This window comes from Aestuariibaculum sediminum, from assembly GCF_014596945.1.
GTDB classification, from domain to species: Bacteria; Bacteroidota; Bacteroidia; order Flavobacteriales; family Flavobacteriaceae; genus Aestuariibaculum; species Aestuariibaculum sediminum.
The window spans coordinates 1-18,502 of the sequence record NZ_JACVXB010000009.1 but is presented as its reverse complement, the minus strand read 5'-3'; the positions used below and the strand labels follow the sequence as shown (position 1 = coordinate 18,502).

General features: G+C 33.7%; 21 protein-coding genes. 19 read left to right on the top strand and 2 right to left on the bottom strand.

Features of this window, described 5'->3' with window-relative positions:
* The first annotated feature begins 65 nt into the window (after positions 1-65).
* The 5 genes from gcvH to ICJ83_RS15175 all read left to right on the top strand — a co-directional run bounded on the left by gcvH (position 66) and on the right by ICJ83_RS15175 (position 4,743).
* Entirely contained in the window at positions 66-446 is a 381-nt protein-coding gene (gene gcvH, locus ICJ83_RS15195; protein WP_188231265.1) for a glycine cleavage system protein GcvH, read from the top strand.
* A gap of 58 nt (positions 447-504) precedes the next feature.
* Positions 505-813, top strand: coding sequence for a VanZ family protein (locus ICJ83_RS15190; RefSeq protein ID WP_188231264.1), 309 nt, complete (start codon positions 505-507; stop codon positions 811-813).
* Between the two features lie 65 nt (positions 814-878).
* A complete protein-coding gene (locus ICJ83_RS15185; protein ID WP_188231263.1) occupies positions 879-1,604 on the top strand; it encodes an energy transducer TonB in 726 nt (241 codons plus the stop codon).
* A 125-nt stretch (positions 1,605-1,729) separates the two neighbouring features.
* Positions 1,730-2,527, top strand: coding sequence for an energy transducer TonB (locus ICJ83_RS15180; protein WP_188231262.1), 798 nt, complete (start codon positions 1,730-1,732; stop codon positions 2,525-2,527).
* 116 nt (positions 2,528-2,643) lie between these two features.
* Positions 2,644-4,743, top strand: a complete 2,100-nt coding sequence (locus ICJ83_RS15175) for an energy transducer TonB (protein ID WP_188231261.1) — start codon at positions 2,644-2,646, stop codon at positions 4,741-4,743.
* Between the two features lie 90 nt (positions 4,744-4,833).
* Here the strand turns inward: ICJ83_RS15175 and ICJ83_RS15170 are convergent, their stop codons facing one another.
* On the bottom strand, positions 4,834-5,346 hold the full coding sequence (locus tag ICJ83_RS15170; RefSeq protein ID WP_188231260.1) for a hypothetical protein: 513 nt from the start codon (positions 5,344-5,346) through the stop codon (positions 4,834-4,836).
* A gap of 174 nt (positions 5,347-5,520) precedes the next feature.
* Here ICJ83_RS15170 and cyoE point away from each other — a divergent pair, with 174 nt between their 5' ends.
* From cyoE to tsaB, 14 genes are all read left to right on the top strand, one after another.
* On the top strand, positions 5,521-6,414 hold the full coding sequence (gene cyoE / locus ICJ83_RS15165; protein ID WP_188231259.1) for a heme o synthase: 894 nt from the start codon (positions 5,521-5,523) through the stop codon (positions 6,412-6,414).
* Between the two features lie 3 nt (positions 6,415-6,417).
* Positions 6,418-6,999 (top strand): cytochrome c oxidase subunit 3, encoded by a 582-nt coding sequence (locus ICJ83_RS15160; protein ID WP_188231258.1) that lies wholly within the window; start codon positions 6,418-6,420, stop codon positions 6,997-6,999.
* A 137-nt stretch (positions 7,000-7,136) separates the two neighbouring features.
* Entirely contained in the window at positions 7,137-8,117 is a 981-nt protein-coding gene (locus ICJ83_RS15155; RefSeq protein WP_188231257.1) for a cytochrome c oxidase subunit 3, read from the top strand.
* Between the two features lie 21 nt (positions 8,118-8,138).
* Entirely contained in the window at positions 8,139-8,519 is a 381-nt protein-coding gene (locus ICJ83_RS15150; RefSeq protein ID WP_188231256.1) for a cytochrome C oxidase subunit IV family protein, read from the top strand.
* 88 nt (positions 8,520-8,607) lie between these two features.
* Positions 8,608-9,330 (top strand): hypothetical protein, encoded by a 723-nt coding sequence (locus ICJ83_RS15145; RefSeq protein WP_188231255.1) that lies wholly within the window; start codon positions 8,608-8,610, stop codon positions 9,328-9,330.
* Positions 9,317-10,060 (top strand): SCO family protein, encoded by a 744-nt coding sequence (locus tag ICJ83_RS15140; protein WP_188231254.1) that lies wholly within the window; start codon positions 9,317-9,319, stop codon positions 10,058-10,060. The genes ICJ83_RS15145 and ICJ83_RS15140 overlap by 14 nt, the downstream gene beginning before the upstream one ends.
* Positions 10,053-10,586, top strand: coding sequence for a DUF420 domain-containing protein (locus ICJ83_RS15135; protein ID WP_188231253.1), 534 nt, complete (start codon positions 10,053-10,055; stop codon positions 10,584-10,586). The genes ICJ83_RS15140 and ICJ83_RS15135 overlap by 8 nt, the downstream gene beginning before the upstream one ends.
* Complete coding sequence (locus ICJ83_RS15130; protein ID WP_394354317.1) at positions 10,579-10,809, top strand: hypothetical protein; 231 nt, start codon at positions 10,579-10,581, stop codon at positions 10,807-10,809. The genes ICJ83_RS15135 and ICJ83_RS15130 overlap by 8 nt, the downstream gene beginning before the upstream one ends.
* A 92-nt stretch (positions 10,810-10,901) precedes the next feature.
* Entirely contained in the window at positions 10,902-11,603 is a 702-nt protein-coding gene (locus ICJ83_RS15125; protein WP_188231252.1) for an ABC transporter ATP-binding protein, read from the top strand.
* The gene (locus tag ICJ83_RS15120; protein ID WP_188231251.1) at positions 11,596-12,825 is read left to right on the top strand and encodes an ABC transporter permease; all 1,230 of its coding nucleotides are present in this window, start codon (positions 11,596-11,598) and stop codon (positions 12,823-12,825) included. The genes ICJ83_RS15125 and ICJ83_RS15120 overlap by 8 nt, the downstream gene beginning before the upstream one ends.
* Position 12,826: 1 nt before the next feature.
* Positions 12,827-14,071 carry an ABC transporter permease gene (locus tag ICJ83_RS15115; protein WP_188231250.1) on the top strand — a complete coding sequence of 415 codons (1,245 nt, stop codon included), beginning with the start codon at positions 12,827-12,829 and terminating at the stop codon, positions 14,069-14,071.
* 15 nt (positions 14,072-14,086) lie between these two features.
* Positions 14,087-15,211 carry an efflux RND transporter periplasmic adaptor subunit gene (locus ICJ83_RS15110; RefSeq protein ID WP_188231249.1) on the top strand — a complete coding sequence of 375 codons (1,125 nt, stop codon included), beginning with the start codon at positions 14,087-14,089 and terminating at the stop codon, positions 15,209-15,211.
* A 16-nt stretch (positions 15,212-15,227) separates the two neighbouring features.
* The gene (locus ICJ83_RS15105; RefSeq protein ID WP_188231248.1) at positions 15,228-16,556 is read left to right on the top strand and encodes a TolC family protein; all 1,329 of its coding nucleotides are present in this window, start codon (positions 15,228-15,230) and stop codon (positions 16,554-16,556) included.
* A 2-nt stretch (positions 16,557-16,558) separates the two neighbouring features.
* Positions 16,559-17,233, top strand: a complete 675-nt coding sequence (gene tsaB / locus ICJ83_RS15100; protein WP_188231247.1) for a tRNA (adenosine(37)-N6)-threonylcarbamoyltransferase complex dimerization subunit type 1 TsaB — start codon at positions 16,559-16,561, stop codon at positions 17,231-17,233.
* A 3-nt stretch (positions 17,234-17,236) separates the two neighbouring features.
* Here tsaB and ICJ83_RS15095 read toward each other — a convergent pair whose 3' ends face one another.
* Positions 17,237-18,052, bottom strand: a complete 816-nt coding sequence (locus tag ICJ83_RS15095) for a mechanosensitive ion channel family protein (protein WP_188231246.1) — start codon at positions 18,050-18,052, stop codon at positions 17,237-17,239.
* Between the last annotated feature and the right edge of the window lie 450 nt (positions 18,053-18,502).

Here is an 18,502-nt window from a genome sequence, read left to right as displayed (position 1 = left end):
ATAAGTGTTTGAATTTAGCCTTCGAATAAATACATTTGCCGAAACTTTAACTTTAATTAATAAAAATGAATATTCCAGCAGAATTAAAATATACTAAAGATCACGAGTGGGTTAGTATAGACGGTGATGTAGCAACAATTGGTATTACAGATTTCGCTCAAAGCGAGTTAGGTGATATTGTTTATGTTGAAGTTGAAACTGTTGATGAAACTTTAGAAGCCGAAGAAATTTTCGGAACTGTTGAAGCTGTGAAAACAGTATCAGATTTATTCTTACCATTATCTGGGGAAATTATCGAATTCAACGAAGCCTTAGAAGACGCTCCTGAAACTGTAAATAGCGATCCTTACGGTGAAGGTTGGATGATTAAGGTAAAATGTTCAGACCTTTCTCAAGTAGAAGGTTTAATGTCTGCAGACGACTATAAAGCCCTTCTTGGTGCTTAAAAAAAATCTGTTTTTAATAAGTGTAACTTACACTTTAGCGTTAACATATGTATGCTTAATGCGATTAAAAGAAGTCCCCGATTTAGGGGTTTCTTTTGCCGATAAAATATTTCATGCCCTCACGTACTTGGTGCTAGCTTTATTGTGGTACGGTACAGGGCATTATAAGTTTGGTTTCAAAAAATTAAAATCTATAATTTATTCGGCATTATTTTCAATAATTTTTGGTATAGTTATTGAGGTATTACAAGGGATGGTAACAGAGACACGAAAGCCTGATTTATACGATGTTATAGCGAATACCTCAGGTGTGCTGTTAGCTGTAGTTGCAGTATTAGTATATACTAGAAAGCAGATTAAAAAATAATAAAGGCTTGCTTTTTTGATAAATAAATGGTTATTTTAGCAATCCTGAAAAAACGTATTTAAATTATGGAACCTAAAAAGAATCCTAAAGCAAATGTTGGACGTAATAGTTCACTTTACTTTGCAGTTGGTTTAGCATTAATGTTATTCTTAACAAATTATGCCATCAACTATAAAACTTATGACGATAAAGATATCGAAATCGGTATGGTTAACATGGAGCAAGAAATTGAAGAAGAAATACCGCTTACCAATCAAAATATTGCGCCACCACCACCACCACCGCCACCAGCTGCACCAGAGGTGATTGAAATAGTAGAAGATGAAGTTGAAGTTGAAGAAACAGTAATCGAATCTACCGAGGTAACGCAAGAAACTGAAATCGTAGAAGTAGCTGAGGTTGAAGTTGCTGATGCTGTAGAAGAAGATATTGAGGTGCCTTTCGCAGTAATTGAAAACGTTCCTGTTTTCCCTGGTTGTGAAAAAGAGAAAACCAATATCGATAAAAAGAATTGTATGTCTAAAAAGATTTCGCAATTCGTAAATAAAAAGTTTAATACAGATTTGGCTGGTGATTTAGGTTTGTCAGGAAGACAACGTATAAACGTAATCTTTAAAATCGACAAAACAGGAAACATTACAGGAATTAGAGCAAGAGCACCGCACCCTGGATTAGAAAAGGAGGCTGCACGTGTAATTAATTTACTTCCTAAAATGCAACCAGGAAAACAACGTGGTAAGCCGGTAACAGTACCATATTCGTTACCAATTATATTCCAGGTTCAGGACTAAGCTAAAGCGTTTATAATAAAACCTTTAAAATATTAAAAACCCGTTACAATTTTTGTAACGGGTTTTCTTTTTTGGTATGCTTATTGTGCTTTTATCATAATATTAACAAGTTAACTTTAATAATTATGAGTCATTCAAAGAAAACTCACGAACTCATTCGGCAAAATGAGCAAATCGTGAAAAAATCACAAAAGCATGAAGCAAATTTACAAAAAAACACTACCCTTTATTTTCAAATTGGATTAATAGTTTGTCTGCTTTCGGCGTACGGTCTTTTAGAAATGAAATTCGAAACCGAAATCCCTAAAGATTTTGGAGAAGTTTATTGCGACGTAGGTGTAGAGGAAATTGCTATCGAGAACATTAAGGTTTACGAAGAAAAGGTAGCACCTAAAGTAGAACAAAAACAGGTTGAAATTTTAACAAAGGAACCTGATATAGTAGATGAGATTCCTGAATTTATTAAGCCTAAAGAGGTTGTTACAGCTGAACAAAATACTGGGGCAAAAGAAGATTTAAAACCAGGAGTATTGGTCTTGGAAAAAGCTCCCGACGAAGATGCTCCCGTAGACTTTATTCGTGTTGAGCAGGTTCCTATATATCCGGGCTGTGAAAAGGAAAAAGATAATGAAGGACGGAAGAAATGTATGTCCGATAAATTGTCTAAACTCATTCAGAGAAAGTTTGATACCGAATTGGGAAATGAGTTGGGGCTATCAGGAAAACAAGTTATACGAACACGTTTTACAATCGATAAAAATGGAAGGGTTAAAGATGTAAAAATTCGCGCGCCACATAGTAAATTGGAAAATGAAGCCGAACGCGTTATCGATTTTATACCTGAGATGATTCCTGGAAAACAACGCGATAAAAATGTGGATGTTATTTATGATTTACCCATCGTATTTAAAGTTCAGTATTAAATAATAATGTAATGCTTTAAAAAACCGATATTGTGTAACAATATCGGTTTTTTTTATTAATGTCATTCTTAAAAATGTAGTATCTTTCAGCAAATTTCAACCCTAATATAGAGTTCATGAAGCACCTAATACTGTTATTTTTTGTATGTCTTCAATTTAATGTGCTTTCTCAAGAAGCCCTGTTTTATGAAAAACCTCCGGTATTTTCAAGTTGTGATTCTGTAGGGGTTAACGACCTGCAAAAGTGTTTTAATAGTGCTGTTTATAATCATATTCATGATACTTTTAAAATACCTGAAATTGTAAAGAAGGAAGAATATAGTGGTCATGTTTATATATTGTTTGAAGTAGATGTTAAAGGACAGTTCAAGGTTGTTTACGTCGATGCTATTTATGAAGAACTTAAGAAAGAGGTCCAACGTGTCTTTGATAAATTACCGATAATAAGACCAGCGACTTATAATGGTCGTCCAGTATTTAAACAGTATTCAATTCGCTTTAATGTTCCTTTTGAAGAAGTTGTTGTAGAAAGAACGGAGGAATCAAAAGTAAAAAACGTGTCAACTATAGAAACTCGGGTTAAAAAGGAGTTCGATAGTGTAAATACGACATTAATAAACTATGAAAATCAGGCGTATTCTAGCCAGTTAAATATACCTTTTACACACGCAGATTACTCAAAATTTGATAGGCAGATTAATTTAGTTGGAACAAATAGTCATACAGCTTCCAAGCCCTTTGTTTATCAGGACGTTTCGAAATATTATGATTTTAATGAAGAACAAGCAAAGCTAAAACAAGATAGAGCCACGTGGGCAGGGCGAAAATTATGGAATGAGCATTTGGTGCAATTACAAGGAAAAGATTATTGGTTTACAATTGATCCAATTTTTGATTTGGAAGTAGGCCACGATTCGGAAGCAGATTTTAGTTCTACATATAATAATACGCGAGGTTTAAGAGTTCAGGGAGGTTTGGGAGAAAAATTCAATTTCTATACCACCGTTTTTGAAAGCCAGGGGCGGTTTGCTCAATACTTTAACCAATATGCCGAAAGTTTAAAGGCCTTTGGTCCCGATCCGGCGGTTATCCCTGGACGTGGTATTGCAAAGCGCTTTAAGACCGATTCTTATGATTATCCTGTGGCTGAGGCTTATTTGTCGTATGCGCCGGTGCATTTTATAAACATTCAATTCGGACATGGAAAAAACTTTATAGGAGACGGTTATCGTTCATTATTGTTAAGTGATGTTGCAAGTCCTCACCCGTTTCTAAAAATAAACACGCAATTTTGGAAAATTAAATATACCAATACCTGGATGTGGTTAAAGGATGTCCGTCCCGAAGTCACCGAAGATGGAGCTTTTTTAACGAAATATATAGCAAACCATTATTTAAGCTGGAATGTATCAAAACGATTAAATCTTGGCTTTTTTGAATCGGTAATGTGGACCAATACCAATAACCGTGGTTTCGATATAAACTATTTGAATCCGGTTATTTTTTACAGAGCCATTGAGTTTGAAACAGGGCAGGATGCGGGTAATGCGATTTTAGGGGCATCGGCAAAGTATAAAATAAACGATCACATCAATATTTACAGCCAGTTTGTGTTAGATGAATTTTCTTTGAAAGAAATAAAAGGAGGAGAGCGTAGTTGGGCAAATAAATATGGATATCAAATAGGCGCTAAGTATTATAACGCTTTTAATGTCGATAATTTACTATTGCAGGCAGAATATAATCGTATTCGTCCGTACACGTACTCGCACAACACGATTGCTACCAACTATGGGCATAGCAACCAATCTATGGCGCATTTATGGGGAGCTAACCTTAGTGAGTTTATAGTAATAGGACGGTATCATTATAACCGTTGGTTTGCCAATGCTAAATTTATTTTTGGTGTTCGCGGTTTAGATTTCAACGATGGAATAGATAATTTTAGCTATGGAAGTGATGTTTACCGCGATTATGACGACAGGCCTTTTGATACTGGTGTAGAAGTTGGTCAAGGTAATAAAACAAATGTGTTTAATGGAAATCTGCAAGCGGGGTATTTAATTAATCCAGCATCAAATCTTAAAATTTTTACAGAAGTCACTTTCAGAGATTTTAATCCAGAAACCGAAACAGCTTCAACGTTTAAATCGAATACGGTATGGATTAACTTCGGGATCCGTACCGATTTATTTAACTGGTATTTCGATTTTTGATAAATTTTATTGATTATCAAATGGCTGTCATTTGCGAATTTGAGTCAACCTGAACAGGTGTTTAGGTTTGCATTATTCATCTGATTTAATTTAGTTTGATTCGGTAAAAATTGTTTTGAATTGAATATTTTTAGGTTCTTCATCTTCAAACAAAGGAATGGTATAAATATTTACCGTGATTTCCCATGTGCTGTCTGATATTTTTTCTCCTTTTAAAATTCCGTTTTTAATTTCGTATTTATTATGGTTTACCCAAGCACCATATTGTTGATAAAAGCAGTTTGTTAACAGAATATCATTTTCATTATATTCAAATTTGGTTTGACTAATTTCAATGTGAAATATTAGTTTCTCTCCCCATTCGTCATCAATAAAATGGTCACACTGAGCGCCTGAATGATTGTATTCAAACAATAATTTGTTCCCTTCGATTATAGAATAGTCGTTTCTGTTAAATTCAGAATTAAAATCTACTTTTATTTCTTTGTTAACCTTCCAGGTTGAAATTGTTGTTTCTGGTTGGCAGGGGTTATTTTCTTCAGCTTTATCACAAGAAATAAAACAATTAATGAGCATTAACAATATTGAAAAGTAATATTTCATATTTCTTTTTTATTAAAGATGCTAAAAATTTTAATTGGTTGCGTTGCAATGTATTTAAGGTGATCCAATTATCCCACGTTAACTTTTTTAAATACCTGTAAAAAGCATTGGTCAAATTGGTATTAAAAAGTATCTTTGCACTCGCAAAAGAAAAGCGATTAAGAAAAAAGAACATTGAGTAGCTCAAAAACTTCATTAACAGCCCCTTCGGTTATTTCAGATTTTAAAGAAATTACTAAAATGCGTTTAGCTTTAAGCGTGGTGTTTTCATCTCTTGCAGGTTATTTGTTAGGGGTTGATATGGTAAATTATAAAACGCTTATTTTATTAGCTTTAGGGGGGTATTTTATGGTAGGTGCCTCTAATGCGTTTAATCAAATTATTGAAAAGGATTTAGATGCCTTAATGGATCGAACCAAAAACCGTCCCATTCCATCGGGGCGTATGTCTGTAACTACAGCGTTTGTAATTGCTTGTTTGTTTACCTTATTAGGTGTAATAATTTTATATGCGATAAATAAGCAAACGGCTATGTTCGGAGCTATATCTATCTTTTTATACACCTGTGTGTATACACCTTTAAAAACTAAAACACCTTTGGCGGTTTTTGTTGGTGCTATTCCAGGAGCGATTCCGTTTATGTTAGGATGGGTAGCAGCAACCGATGATTTTGGTATTGAGCCTGGTACATTATTCGCGTTACAGTTTTTTTGGCAATTTCCTCATTTTTGGGCAATTGGCTGGTTTTTATATCAGGATTATAAAAAAGGCGGATTCTACATGTTACCTACAGGAAAACAAGATAAAGGAACTGCTGTTCAAACTATAATGTATACCATTTGGACAGTTTTAGTTTCAATTATTCCCGTTTTTGGTTTTACAGGGCGTTTGCAATTAAGTATTGTAGCGGCTGTTATTGTATTTTTATTGGGCTTATGGATGCTGTACTACGCTTTTAGATTGATTAAAATAATGACCGAAAAAGCGGCCAGGCAATTAATGATTGTTAGTGTGTCTTATATTTCATTAATACAAATTGTATACGTTATAGATAAATTTATCAGATAAATTATGGATTTAACACAAGGTACCACAGAAGAAAAAACAGTAAGAGCCAAAAAAATGATGCTTTGGTTTGGTATCATTTCTTTAGTAATGTCGTTTGCAGGCTGGACAAGTGCTTTTATAGTAAGTAGTTCACGACCAGATTGGTTAAAAGATTTTCAATTGCCAAATGCATTTATAATAAGTACTGTGGTTATTGTATTAAGCAGTGTTACGTTTCTTTTAGCAAAACAAGCCTTAAAAAAAGAAAATAGAACAGGAACGATGCTTTGGTTAGTTGTAACCCTTATTTTAGGTATTGTTTTTATATACAATCAGTTTGTAGGGTTTCAGCAGATTATAGATTTAGGATATAATTTTACAGGTCCAACCAGTAATGTTACCATGTCTTATGTTTATGTTATTGCAGTAATGCACATCTTACACGTTGTTGCCGGATTAATTTGTTTGTTGGTTGTAATTTATAATCATTTTAAACAGAAGTATTCTGCGACCAATATGCTTGGCTTTGAGCTGGCTGCAACTTTTTGGCATTTTGTTGATATACTGTGGGTATATCTGTTCTTGTTTTTATATTTCGTTAGATAATTTCATAAACAAATACATAAATACTAAACAAACATCTTAAAACATCAGTGTTTATGCCTTTAAAATTTAAGTTTGATGTTTTATTACATGAATAAAATGATTATTTTTGTCCAACTTTTAAATAATAACCGACATATATGAGTACTACAGTTGTAACTTCTGAAGCAGAAGGTAAAACTTGGGGTGGTGGTAATGAACCACTTAAGGCAAGTTACGGTAAGATGATGATGTGGTTTTTCATCGTTTCAGATGCTTTAACATTTTCTGGTTTCCTAGCTGCCTATGGATTTTCTAGATTTAAATTTATTGATGCTTGGCCAATAGCCGACGAAGTATTTACACACGTACCGTTTTTACACGGACATGAATTGCCTATGATTTATGTGGCATTTATGACATTTGTTCTTATTATGTCGTCTGTAACTATGGTGCTAGCGGTAGATGCAGGACACCATTTAAACAAAGCTAAAGTTACACTTTACATGTTCTTAACCATTATAGGTGGTTTAATTTTCGTAGGATCGCAAGCTTGGGAATGGGCAACTTTTATTAAAGGAGATTATGGCGCTGTTGAAACAAAAGGAGGTAATATATTACAGTTTGTTGATGCTGATGGTCATCGTGTTGCGTTAAGAGATTTTGCAGTTGCTGGAGAACATGAACGTGTTCAGCAAGAGCGTAAAAATGGATTATGGTTTGTAGGAGAAGGGTCTTTACCGACGTATACCGTAGAAGATGTAATTCACGGTTTTGAGGCGAATAGCAACCTATTAGTTCGAACACAATATTTAACTGAAGATGGTCAAAAAACTGTTTTATCTAGAGAGGAATCTTTAAAACAATTAAAAGCAAATGGTAAGTTAGTTGTTGAAGGTGCTAATTTACAGCATAACGAATATGGCTCACCTTTATTTGCAGATTTCTTCTTTTTCATTACTGGTTTCCACGGATTCCACGTATTTTCAGGAGTTGTTCTTAATATCATTATTTTCTTTAATGTAGTATTAGGAACCTACGAGAAACGTAAGAGTTATGAGATGGTTGAGAAAGTTGGTCTTTACTGGCACTTTGTCGATTTAGTATGGGTATTTGTATTTACATTCTTCTACCTAGTTTAATTTATATAAAAAGCATTAAAAATGGCACAAGATCATAAATTAGAAATTTTTAGAGGGTTACTTAAATTCAAATCTAATACTCAAAAAATCTGGGGAGTTTTAATCTTCTTATCGTTTGTAACCGCTATTGAGGTTGTATTAGGTATTTACAAACCAGAAAGTTTAATGGTAAAAGTGTTAGGTATGAAATTACTTAACTGGATATTTATTATTTTAACTATCGTAAAGGCGTATTACATTGCTTGGGATTTCATGCACATGCGCGATGAAACTAAAGGATTAAGACGCGCTGTTGTTTGGACGACGATTTTCTTAATCTTATATTTAACCTTCATCTTACTACAAGAAGGTGGTTATGTTTTTAACGTTTACGATAAAGGATTTATTAAAAAAGATTTTTAACTATTATAATTTAGTTAAATAGATATATAAAGGCGGTAATTATACCGCCTTTTTTTATTTTTGCACCACAAAACACAACAGGGTTTTAATGAATTATAAAAAAATAAGCAGATACGTCGTTTTAGCAGTTTTATTTTTTCTGCCTGTAACGTTTTTATTGTTTTTATATCCGGCTACTCATAACTATACGCCTTTAGATATTGTAAATAAATCGGTAAAGGATATTAATGATTTTGTATCAGACGATGGTACAGAAATTTTTTTAAAAGACCACATCACAGTTTTGGGGTTTTTAGGTAAGAATCCTATGAATAATATGATTGAAGCTTCTAACTTGAAGGAGCTGGTTTACGATAAATTTAAAGGTTTCAAAAAATTTCAGGTGGTGTTAGTTGTACCATTCGGGACCGAAGATTCCGTGGCGAAATTAAAGGAAGAAATATTTACTTACGAAGACTTAAAATTTTGGCACTTTGTTTATGGGACTCCTGAAAATATAGAACAGGTTTACGCGAGTTTAAAAAGCGAAGAAGCTTTGGGCTCAGCATTACAAACAAATAAAATATTTATAGTTGATAAAGACTTGTATCAGCGGGGTCGAATCGATGATCGTGAAGATCGTGAGAAAGAAAAAAACAATCCTGTTTATGGTTTATATGCTTATAACTGTATAGAGGTTGCCGAAATTAAAAATAAAATGAGTGACGATTTACGTATACTGTTTACTGAGTATAGACAAAAACGTAAAGGTGAGTTCGATTCTTCCAGCCGAAGAGACTACGATTTAAAAAATAAAGATGAAGAAGAATAATTATTCATATATCGGTATTGCGTTTATCATTCTGTTATTTGGCATATTATTTATACCAAAAATAATAGATAGAATAACCAATAACGATATTGTACGCGATGAAAGTCGAAGTGATTTCGCAACCGAAAAAAACGGTAAAGAATCAGATTTGGCCTTTATAGAAGTCAATGCGGTTCCTAAAAAGGTGCCTTCATTTTCATTTACAGATCAAAATGGTAAAATGATTACCAACAAGGATTACGAAGGGAAAGTGTATGTAGTAGAATTTTTCTTTACAACCTGTCCTACCATTTGTCCTAGAATGACCAAAAATCTAGTTCAAATTCAGAATACATTTTCAGAATTTGAAAATTTTGGAGTAGCTTCATTTACCATTAATCCAGCGCACGATTCGGTAGAAGTTTTAAAAGATTATGCCGATCAATATGGTATTGTTAATCCGAATTGGCATTTAATGACAGGTAATCGTGATACAATTTACGAGTTATCTAATCAGGGCTTTAATTTATATTCAGCCGAAGATGAAACTGCTGCTGGAGGTTTTGAACATTCAGGTAATTTTGCCTTAATTGATAAAAATGGTTTTATTCGTTCAAGAAAGGACGAATTTGGAAATCCGATCATATATTATAGAGGTATTGCCTCAGAAACCGAAAAGGTTGATGACGATGGTGCGCCTCAAGAAATTACAGCTTTAAAAGAAGATATTAAAAAATTGCTTAATGAATAATTCTAACCCATTAATAGACGACACAAAATATAATAAGTTAATAATTGCTTTGTCAATTGTTATTCCGGTAGTAGTGGCTATTTTGTTTGGTGTGAAAATTGATGCTAAACTTCCTGTCTTTTTACCTCCAATTTACGCTTCTATAAATGCAATTACAGCGCTAGTTTTGGTTTTGGCATTTATTGCTGTTAGAGGTGGTAAAATACAATTACATGAACGTTTAATGAAAACAGCTATCATATTATCGTTACTGTTTTTAGTTATGTATGTGGCTTACCATATGACCAGCGATTCGACGAAATTTGGAGGAGAAGGGGTTTTAAAATATATGTACTATTTTATTTTAATTACGCACATATTAATGTCTATAGTGGTTATTCCGTTTGTATTAATTACTTATGTGCGCGGAATTACAAATAATATAGAGCGTCATAAGAAAATCGCAAAAATCACATTTCCATTATGGTTGTATGTTGCTATTACAGGTGTTTTGGTTTATATTATGATATCTCCTTATTATGCGTAAAACAGGTAGGCAACATATTATCCTATTTATTATTATGTGCCTTGGCGTTTTTAAAACTCAAGCACAATGCGCCATGTGTCGTGCTGTGTTGGAAAGTGAACAGGGACAGTCTGCAGCTCAAGGTATAAATGATGGAATTGTATATTTAATGGCTATTCCTTACCTTTTGGTTGCAGGAATTGGCTATCTTATTTATAAGAAATTCAATACGTTAAAAAAATAATAAAAACTTTTATACCTCGTTTTGTAACATATCTTTGTTATGAGTGTCTAATCTTTTAGTAACTTATAATTCTTATTAATACTTCGGTTAAAATGTTACAAATTCATCAATTACATAAGTCCTATCCAATGGGCGATTCTAGTTTGCATGTTTTAAAGGGAATCGATTTATCGGTTAACCAAGGCGAAATGGTTGCTATTATGGGGTCTTCCGGTTCTGGTAAATCAACACTTTTAAATATAATAGGTATGCTCGATGAAGCCGATTCGGGAGAGTACATCTTGGATGGATTAACAATAAAGAATTTAACCGAAAAAAAAGCAGCTGTTTACAGAAATAAGTTTTTAGGGTTTATATTTCAATCCTTTAATCTTATTAACTATAAAACCGCCCTGGAAAATGTAGCCTTACCGCTATATTATCAAGGTATGAAACGTAAAGAACGATTGGAGTTAGCAATGTTTCATCTTGGTAAAGTTGGTCTCGCCGATTGGTCGCATCATTTACCTAAAGAACTTTCGGGTGGACAAAAACAACGTGTAGCAATCGCACGCGCTTTAGCAGCAAATCCGAAATTGTTGCTTGCCGATGAGCCAACAGGTGCTTTAGATACCAACACGTCACATGAAATCATGGCTTTTATTCAGCAATTAAACGATGAAGGAAAAACTATTTTAATGGTGACACATGAGGAAGATATTGCCAATATGTGCAAACGTATCGTTCGATTGCGCGATGGTGTAATTATTGAGGACACAAAAGTAAACCAAGTTAGAGCCGAACAATATGTTTGATTTAGATCTTTGGCGGGAAATATTTCAAAGTATTAATAAAAACAGAACCAGAAGTTTGCTCTCTGGTTTTACAGTAGCATTTGCAATTTTATTGTTCGCAATACTTTTTGGTATCGCCAATGGTTTGCAAAACACGTTTAATGATTCATTCGGTACCGATGCTAATAATTCAATAGTTATTTATCCGGGACGCACTTCTAAAGCGTACAAAGGCTTGCAATCAGGCAGAAAAATTCAGTTTAAAAATGAGGATTCCGATTATATTCTTGACCAATTTGGGAATGATGTCCAATATTTTACATCTAAAATAAATAGAAATTATGCTGTGTCTTTCAGAGGAGAGAAAAGTAATTATGATGTTCGTGGGGTGTATCCTGATTATATGTTTATTGAAAACAATAAAATTGAATCGGGTCGATATGTAAATCAAGGTGATATTGAAAATAGAACTAAAATAGCTGTAATTGGGAAAGCTATTGTTGAAGATTTATTTAAGAAAACAGAGCCCTTAGGAAAATATATAAATTTAGGAGGAATTCAATATAAAATCGTAGGTGTTTTTACCGATGATGAAGGCGACTTAGAAGAGCGTGTAATTTATATACCAGTGAGTACCATACAATTTTTATATGGCAATAACGATTTTGTCGACATGATGCATCTTACTTATAATCCTGAGATGTCAGCTGGTCAGGCTTTGGCATTTGGAAGTTCTATAGAGTCAAAGTTAAAACAGCGGTTTTCGGTTGCAAACAACGATCAAAGCGCCATAAGATTATTTAATAGGGCCGAAACGACCAAGAGAGTTAGTATGATTACTTATGGATTAACTGTAATTATTTTGGTTATTGGATTTGGTACGCTTGTCGCGGGTGTTGTTGGTATAAGTAATATAATGATATTTATTGTTAAGGAACGCACCAAGGAAATTGGTATTAGAAAAGCTTTAGGAGCTTCGCCAGGATCTATAGTTTCTATTATTTTATTAGAATCTATTTTTATTACAGCCATTGCTGGTTATGTGGGGCTAATTATTGGGATAGGTGTTTTAGATGTTATTGGTCCAAGTTTGGAAGTATATTTTATAAAAGACCCAAGGGTGAGTAATACCTTGGTGCTTGGAGCAACGATAACATTAATTATTGCTGGTGCTATTGCGGGATATTTACCCGCAAAAAAGGCATCACAAATTAAACCTATTGTTGCGCTTAGAAACGATTAGTATGTTTAGATTTTTATTCGATAGAGATACCTGGCAGGAAGTACTGGACAGCTTAAATAAAAATAAGCTTAGGTCGGTATTAACCATGGTGGGTGTTTGGTGGGGTATACTTCTGCTTATTGGATTACTGGGGTCTGCTAGAGGACTAGAGAATTCATTCAATCGGTTATTTGGAGATTACGCAACAAATAGTGTTTTTATTTGGGGGCAAACAACCAGTATTCCTTTTAGAGGTTTTCAGGAAGGTAAGCGGGTTAGGCTAACACTTACCGATGCACGTAAGGTTGAAGATAATGTTAAAGGCGTTGAGTTTGTATTGCCAAGAAGTCAAAAACAAACCAGTGCATCCAGAAATTTTCAATCAGGTAATTTCCAAATGGCGGGTGACTATCCCTTGCTGGATAACCTTCAAAAGAAAAACTTGCTGACAGGACGTTTTTTAAATGAAAATGATATCCAACATAATAAAAAAGTAATTGTTATCTCAGAAGATGTCTATAAACAGTTGTTTGAAAAGGGAGAAGATGCAATAGGTAAATATATTGATGTTAGTGGAATAAATTTTAAGGTTGTTGGCATATTTAAATTGGATACAACAAGTCGAGGACCAAAACAAGATCTTCATATTCCTTTTACCACATTTCAACAAATATATAATCAAGGTGATTTAATTGGTTCTTTAATGATTACTGGAAAGCCTGATTTTGATATTAAGCAAATAGAACTAGACACCAAACTGTTATTAAAAAACCTGAATAATATACACCCAGATGATACTCGAGCCTTTGGAAGTTTTAATCTGGGTAAATTATTCGAACGTTTTTCCGGTTTTCTTATTGGAATGCAGTTTTTAACATGGTTTGTTGGTATATCGACATTAATAGCAGGGGTTTTTGCCATAGGAAATATTTTGCTCATTACAGTTCGAGAGCGCACCAAAGAGATTGGTGTACGACGCGCACTTGGAGCAACCCCATTTGAGATTAAGCGACAAATTGTTGTAGAGGCTGTGTTTATTACATTAGTTGCTGGAATTATTGGTATTATTTCGGGAGGGTGGATTTTAATTTTATTAAATCATTTTTTTGGTCGGGGAGATACGGCAGCAATAGTAAATCCTTCGGTTTCTATTGCAATAGTGTTTGTCGCGTTAATAATATTAGTAATACTAGGGACTTTAATAGGGCTAATCCCTGCATTTAAAGCCACAAGTATAAAACCTATAGAAGCATTAAGAGAAGAATAACAATAAAAAAAGCACATGAGTAAAACAGTAAAAATCATAATAGGAATAGTTGGTTTAATTCTATTATTGATCGTTTTAAAATATTTTAAGGACGCCAACTCTAAGGCTATTGAAGAATTTGAAGTAGAAGAACCTTTTTACACTTCCATTAACACAAAAGCTGTTGCTACAGGAAAGTTAAATCCTGAGGAAGAAATTGAATTGAAGCCACAAATTTCAGGTATTATTGATGAAATTGTTGTCGAAGAAGGTGATAAAGTAAAAAAGGGTGATTTAATTGCAAAAATTCGTGTTGTACCAAATGAGCAAAGTCTCGTTAGCGCGAAAAGTCGAATTAAAACAGCGCAATTATCCTATAACAATGCAGAAACTTTATACAAAAGAAATAAATCGCTTTTTGATAAAGGAGTAATTTCGCAACAGGATTTCGAAAACAGTGAGTTGTCATTTAATCAGGCTAAAGAAACTTTAACCCAAGCTCAAAATGATTATCAGATCATTAAGCGAGGGTCTCTGTCAGGAGGAAGCTCGGCAAATACGAATATCATTGCTCAAATTGCGGGAACTATATTAGAGATTCCTGTGCGTGAAGGTGATCAGGTTATTGAAAGTAATAATTTCAATGATGGAACCACGATTGCGACTGTTGCCGATATGAATCAAATGATTTTTGAAGGTAAGGTTGATGAGGCCGAAGTTGGAAAGCTTTCCGAAGGTAAAGCTATTAATGTTGTTCTTGGTGCCATTATTGATAAAGACTTTCCAGCAACCTTAACATTTATAGCTCCTAAAGGCATTGAAGAAAATGGAGCCGTGCAGTTTACTATAAAAGCAAATGTAAATATAGAAGAAGGTACGAATGTTAGAGCAGGATACAGCGCTAATGCCGAAATAGATATTGAAAGTAAAGACAGTGTTTTTGCAATTCGTGAAGCTTTGCTGCAGTACAATAAAATTACAGAAAAACCTTATGTAGAGGTTTTGGAGGGCGAAGGAAAATATAAAAAAGTAGATGTAGAGCTTGGATTGTCTGATGGAATAAATGTGGAAATTATTAATGGACTTAAAGAAGGTGATAAAATAAAGGTTTGGAATAAAACTTCTGAGGATGATAAAGAAGCGAGCAGATCTGGACGTTAAAAGATAAACCTAAATTATGTTAAAACTAAAATACAATATATTGCTATTAATGTTCTTGATGAGTGTAGTTTCGGTGGCGCAACAAAAAAAATGGAGCCTGCAAGAATGTATAGATTATGCCTTGGAGAATAATATTAGTGTTCAGAAATCTCAAAATTCGTTGTTAACAGGAGAACAAAATGTTATTGCAGCAAAAGGAGGTTTATTACCATCGATAGGGGCTAGCGCTAATCAATCAATGGGGTTTGGTAATCAAGAGCTATTTCAAGGGCAGTTTGTTAATCGTACATCGCACCAAACAAATTTTGGAATTCAAGTTTCGCAAACCGTATTTAATGGCTTTCGAAATTCGAACTTATACAAACAATCGCGGTTGTCTCAAGAAGCAAACGAATTACAGTTGCAGCAATTAAAGGACGACATTGCACTAAATGTTGCAAATGCTTATCTAAACGTTTTGTTTAACAAGGAAAATTTAGAGATTGCCAAAGCGCAAATCGAATTTTCTAAAAATCAGTTAGAGCAGGTAAAAAGTTTTGTCAATGCTGGAGTACAGCCTAAAGCTAATATTTTTGATGCCGAAGCAACTTTAGCTTCAGATGAACAAAGTTTAATTAATGCAGAGAACAGTTATAATTTATCTTTACTGTCCTTATCACAATTATTGCAAATTCCTAATAAGGGATTTCAAATAGAACTAATTGATATTAATTCATTTTCATTTGCGCTATTTTATAATGATGTCGATTCTATTTTGTCGTATGCCTACGATAATAGGAATGAGATTAAATTAGCAAAGAAAAATGTTGAAGTAGCTGAGTTAGGTACAGAGGTTAATAAAGCGGGGTATTGGCCAACCGTAAGTTTTGGTTATGGTTTTGGTTCGAATGTGTTTTTTTCTAATCTAACAGAAAATGAAGACTCATTTTTTAATCAGCTTAATAATCAAAAGTCACATTCGTTCAGGTTGGGAGTAAACATTCCTATTTTTTCGAAATATCAAAATAAAACAGCAGTTGCTAAATCGCAAATTCAGGAACAAAACTCTAAGTTAGATTTGCAACAAGCTAAATTAGATTTGGAAAATAATATTCAGCAGGCTTTTACCGATGCGCAAGCGGCATTAAAAGCATTTGAAGCGGCCAAAAAATCAATAGAATCACAAAAAATCGCTTTCGAAAATGCCGAAGAACGTTATAAACTTGGTAATATGACTGCTTTCGATTTAGAGCAAACGAGAATTCGTTACCTCAATGCGCAAACTTCTTTGATAAATTCAAAATATGATTTTGTTTTTAAAACAAAAGTTTTAGACTTTTACATGGGAAAATCTTTAAAAAATTAAAATTGGCACTCATACTTAATATAGAAACAGCTACTACCAACTGTTCGGTAGCTATTTCAAACAATGGAAAAACTATTGTTTTAAAAGAAGATAATAGTAAAAATTATTCGCATGCTGAAAGTCTGCATGTATTTATTGAATCTGTTTTAAAGGAAGCTAAGGTTGATGCAAAAAGTCTAGATGCGGTGGCAATTAGCAAAGGACCTGGGTCTTATACTGGGTTACGAATAGGAGTGTCGGCAGCCAAAGGCTTGTGTTTTGCATTAGATAAACCATTAATTGCGGTGCCTACATTGCTCTCGTTAGCTCAACAAGTAAACGCGTCAGAAGGTGTTATTGTGTCTATGCTTGATGCCAGACGCATGGAAGTGTATTCGGCTATTTACGATGCCAATTATAACGAGGTCCGTAAAACTGAAGCACAGGTGTTGGATGAAAATGCGTTTGAAGACTATTTAAATAAGGGTAAAGTTTATTTTATTGGAAGTGGGGTTGAGAAAACAAAAACCTTAATTAAGCATCCTAATGCTATTTTTATCGATGATAAATTTCCAAGTGCAAGCCAGATGGGGGGTATAAGTGACGCAAAGTATAAAAAAAGCGACACCGAAGATGTCGCTTATTTTGAACCTTATTATTTAAAAGACTTTGTTGTTATGAAACCAAAGTCTAAATAAATCTTAGGCATTTTTATGAATTTCAACTTGATGTGGGTAAGGAATTTCAATACCTGCTGCATCAAGAGCCTCTTTTACATTTTCAGTAACGTCAAAGTAAACGGTCCAGTAGTCTTCCGTTTTACACCAAGGTCTGGTAGCGAAATTTACCGAACTATCCGCAAGTTCTAAAACCGTTACTGCTGGTGCAGGTGTGTCCAATACTTTAGGGTGCGATGTTAAGACATTCATTATAACTTCTTTGGTTTTCTTGATATCTGAATCGTAGCTTACACCAAAAACTAAATCCACACGACGGGTCCCTTCAGTGGTGTAGTTTATAATGTTTCCATTAGATAAAGCTCCGTTTGGAATAATTATTTCTTTGTTTGAAAGTCCAGTTAATTTAGTGGTAAATATTTCAATCTCTTTAACTACACCAATTTCTCCTTGGGCTTCAATTAAATCTCCAATTTTAAAAGGTTTAAAAATCATAATTAAAACGCCACCGGCAAAATTACCTAACGATCCTTGGAGAGCCATACCTACTGCTAATCCAGCAGCTGCTATAATGGCAGCAAACGAGGTTGTTGGTACGCCTAAGGTTCCAAGTAGCGTGATGATTAAAAGTATTTTTAAGCCCCAGCTAAATAGGTTTAATAAAAATTTCTGTAAACTTTCGTCGTAATTACTTTTTGCCATCATTTTACGAGTGGCTTTAAGGATGTTTTTGATAATCCAAGACCCAATTATCCAGATAAGAATGGCGCCAATAATTTTTAAGCCATATTCGGTAATGAAATCCATTAATTTTCCCGATTCGAAATTTTCTAAATCCATAATGTGTTTATTTTTATTTATATCAAAAATATTAACTATTCTAGACATTATCTTGAAAAGCGAGTAAAAAAATAGTTAAGACGTAAATAATTTGGTGGAAATACTTTTGTTAAAACGCTTTATGTTTTTTGTCACATAGTCAGTATTCAGTTTTTACCCATCTAAAAATACTTTGGGTCAAGTTCGGTTTTTTAGAAGTCTTTTTTTGTTTCTTCTTGAGCTCTATCAGTTATGACTCTAATATTAGGTTATACATATAATATATTGAGAATATATTATAGTGTCTGGTAAAAAACATGACTGTTTATTAAGTGAAAATAAAAATAAAAGGATTGTAACTCATTGACAACAAGAGAAGAGTGTAAAAATGAATAAAAAAGGATAAAAAAAGTTTGTTTGGTAAGGAAAAAGCGGGGTATATTTGCAGCCCGTTAGCGGCGATGTTGCTAG

Excerpts from the sequence above, each read along its gene's own strand:
- ICJ83_RS15110 (WP_188231249.1), top strand. The coding sequence starts at position 14,087 with ATGAGTAAAACAGTAAAAATCATAATAGGAATAGTTGGTTTAATTCTA.
- ICJ83_RS15105 (WP_188231248.1), top strand. The coding sequence starts at position 15,228 with ATGTTAAAACTAAAATACAATATATTGCTATTAATGTTCTTGATGAGT.
- ICJ83_RS15190 (WP_188231264.1), top strand. The coding sequence starts at position 505 with ATGCGATTAAAAGAAGTCCCCGATTTAGGGGTTTCTTTTGCCGATAAA.
- ICJ83_RS15155 (WP_188231257.1), top strand. The coding sequence starts at position 7,137 with ATGAGTACTACAGTTGTAACTTCTGAAGCAGAAGGTAAAACTTGGGGT.
- ICJ83_RS15170 (WP_188231260.1), bottom strand. The coding sequence starts at position 5,346 with ATGAAATATTACTTTTCAATATTGTTAATGCTCATTAATTGTTTTATT.
- ICJ83_RS15185 (WP_188231263.1), top strand. The coding sequence starts at position 879 with ATGGAACCTAAAAAGAATCCTAAAGCAAATGTTGGACGTAATAGTTCA.
- ICJ83_RS15180 (WP_188231262.1), top strand. The coding sequence starts at position 1,730 with ATGAGTCATTCAAAGAAAACTCACGAACTCATTCGGCAAAATGAGCAA.
- ICJ83_RS15135 (WP_188231253.1), top strand. The coding sequence starts at position 10,053 with ATGAATAATTCTAACCCATTAATAGACGACACAAAATATAATAAGTTA.
- ICJ83_RS15150 (WP_188231256.1), top strand. The coding sequence starts at position 8,139 with ATGGCACAAGATCATAAATTAGAAATTTTTAGAGGGTTACTTAAATTC.
- ICJ83_RS15175 (WP_188231261.1), top strand. The coding sequence starts at position 2,644 with ATGAAGCACCTAATACTGTTATTTTTTGTATGTCTTCAATTTAATGTG.
- ICJ83_RS15160 (WP_188231258.1), top strand. The coding sequence starts at position 6,418 with ATGGATTTAACACAAGGTACCACAGAAGAAAAAACAGTAAGAGCCAAA.
- ICJ83_RS15115 (WP_188231250.1), top strand. The coding sequence starts at position 12,827 with ATGTTTAGATTTTTATTCGATAGAGATACCTGGCAGGAAGTACTGGAC.
- ICJ83_RS15120 (WP_188231251.1), top strand. The coding sequence starts at position 11,596 with ATGTTTGATTTAGATCTTTGGCGGGAAATATTTCAAAGTATTAATAAA.
- ICJ83_RS15130 (WP_394354317.1), top strand. The coding sequence starts at position 10,579 with ATGCGTAAAACAGGTAGGCAACATATTATCCTATTTATTATTATGTGC.
- ICJ83_RS15125 (WP_188231252.1), top strand. The coding sequence starts at position 10,902 with ATGTTACAAATTCATCAATTACATAAGTCCTATCCAATGGGCGATTCT.
- ICJ83_RS15095 (WP_188231246.1), bottom strand. The coding sequence starts at position 18,052 with ATGGATTTAGAAAATTTCGAATCGGGAAAATTAATGGATTTCATTACC.
- gcvH (WP_188231265.1), top strand. The coding sequence starts at position 66 with ATGAATATTCCAGCAGAATTAAAATATACTAAAGATCACGAGTGGGTT.
- ICJ83_RS15140 (WP_188231254.1), top strand. The coding sequence starts at position 9,317 with ATGAAGAAGAATAATTATTCATATATCGGTATTGCGTTTATCATTCTG.
- ICJ83_RS15145 (WP_188231255.1), top strand. The coding sequence starts at position 8,608 with ATGAATTATAAAAAAATAAGCAGATACGTCGTTTTAGCAGTTTTATTT.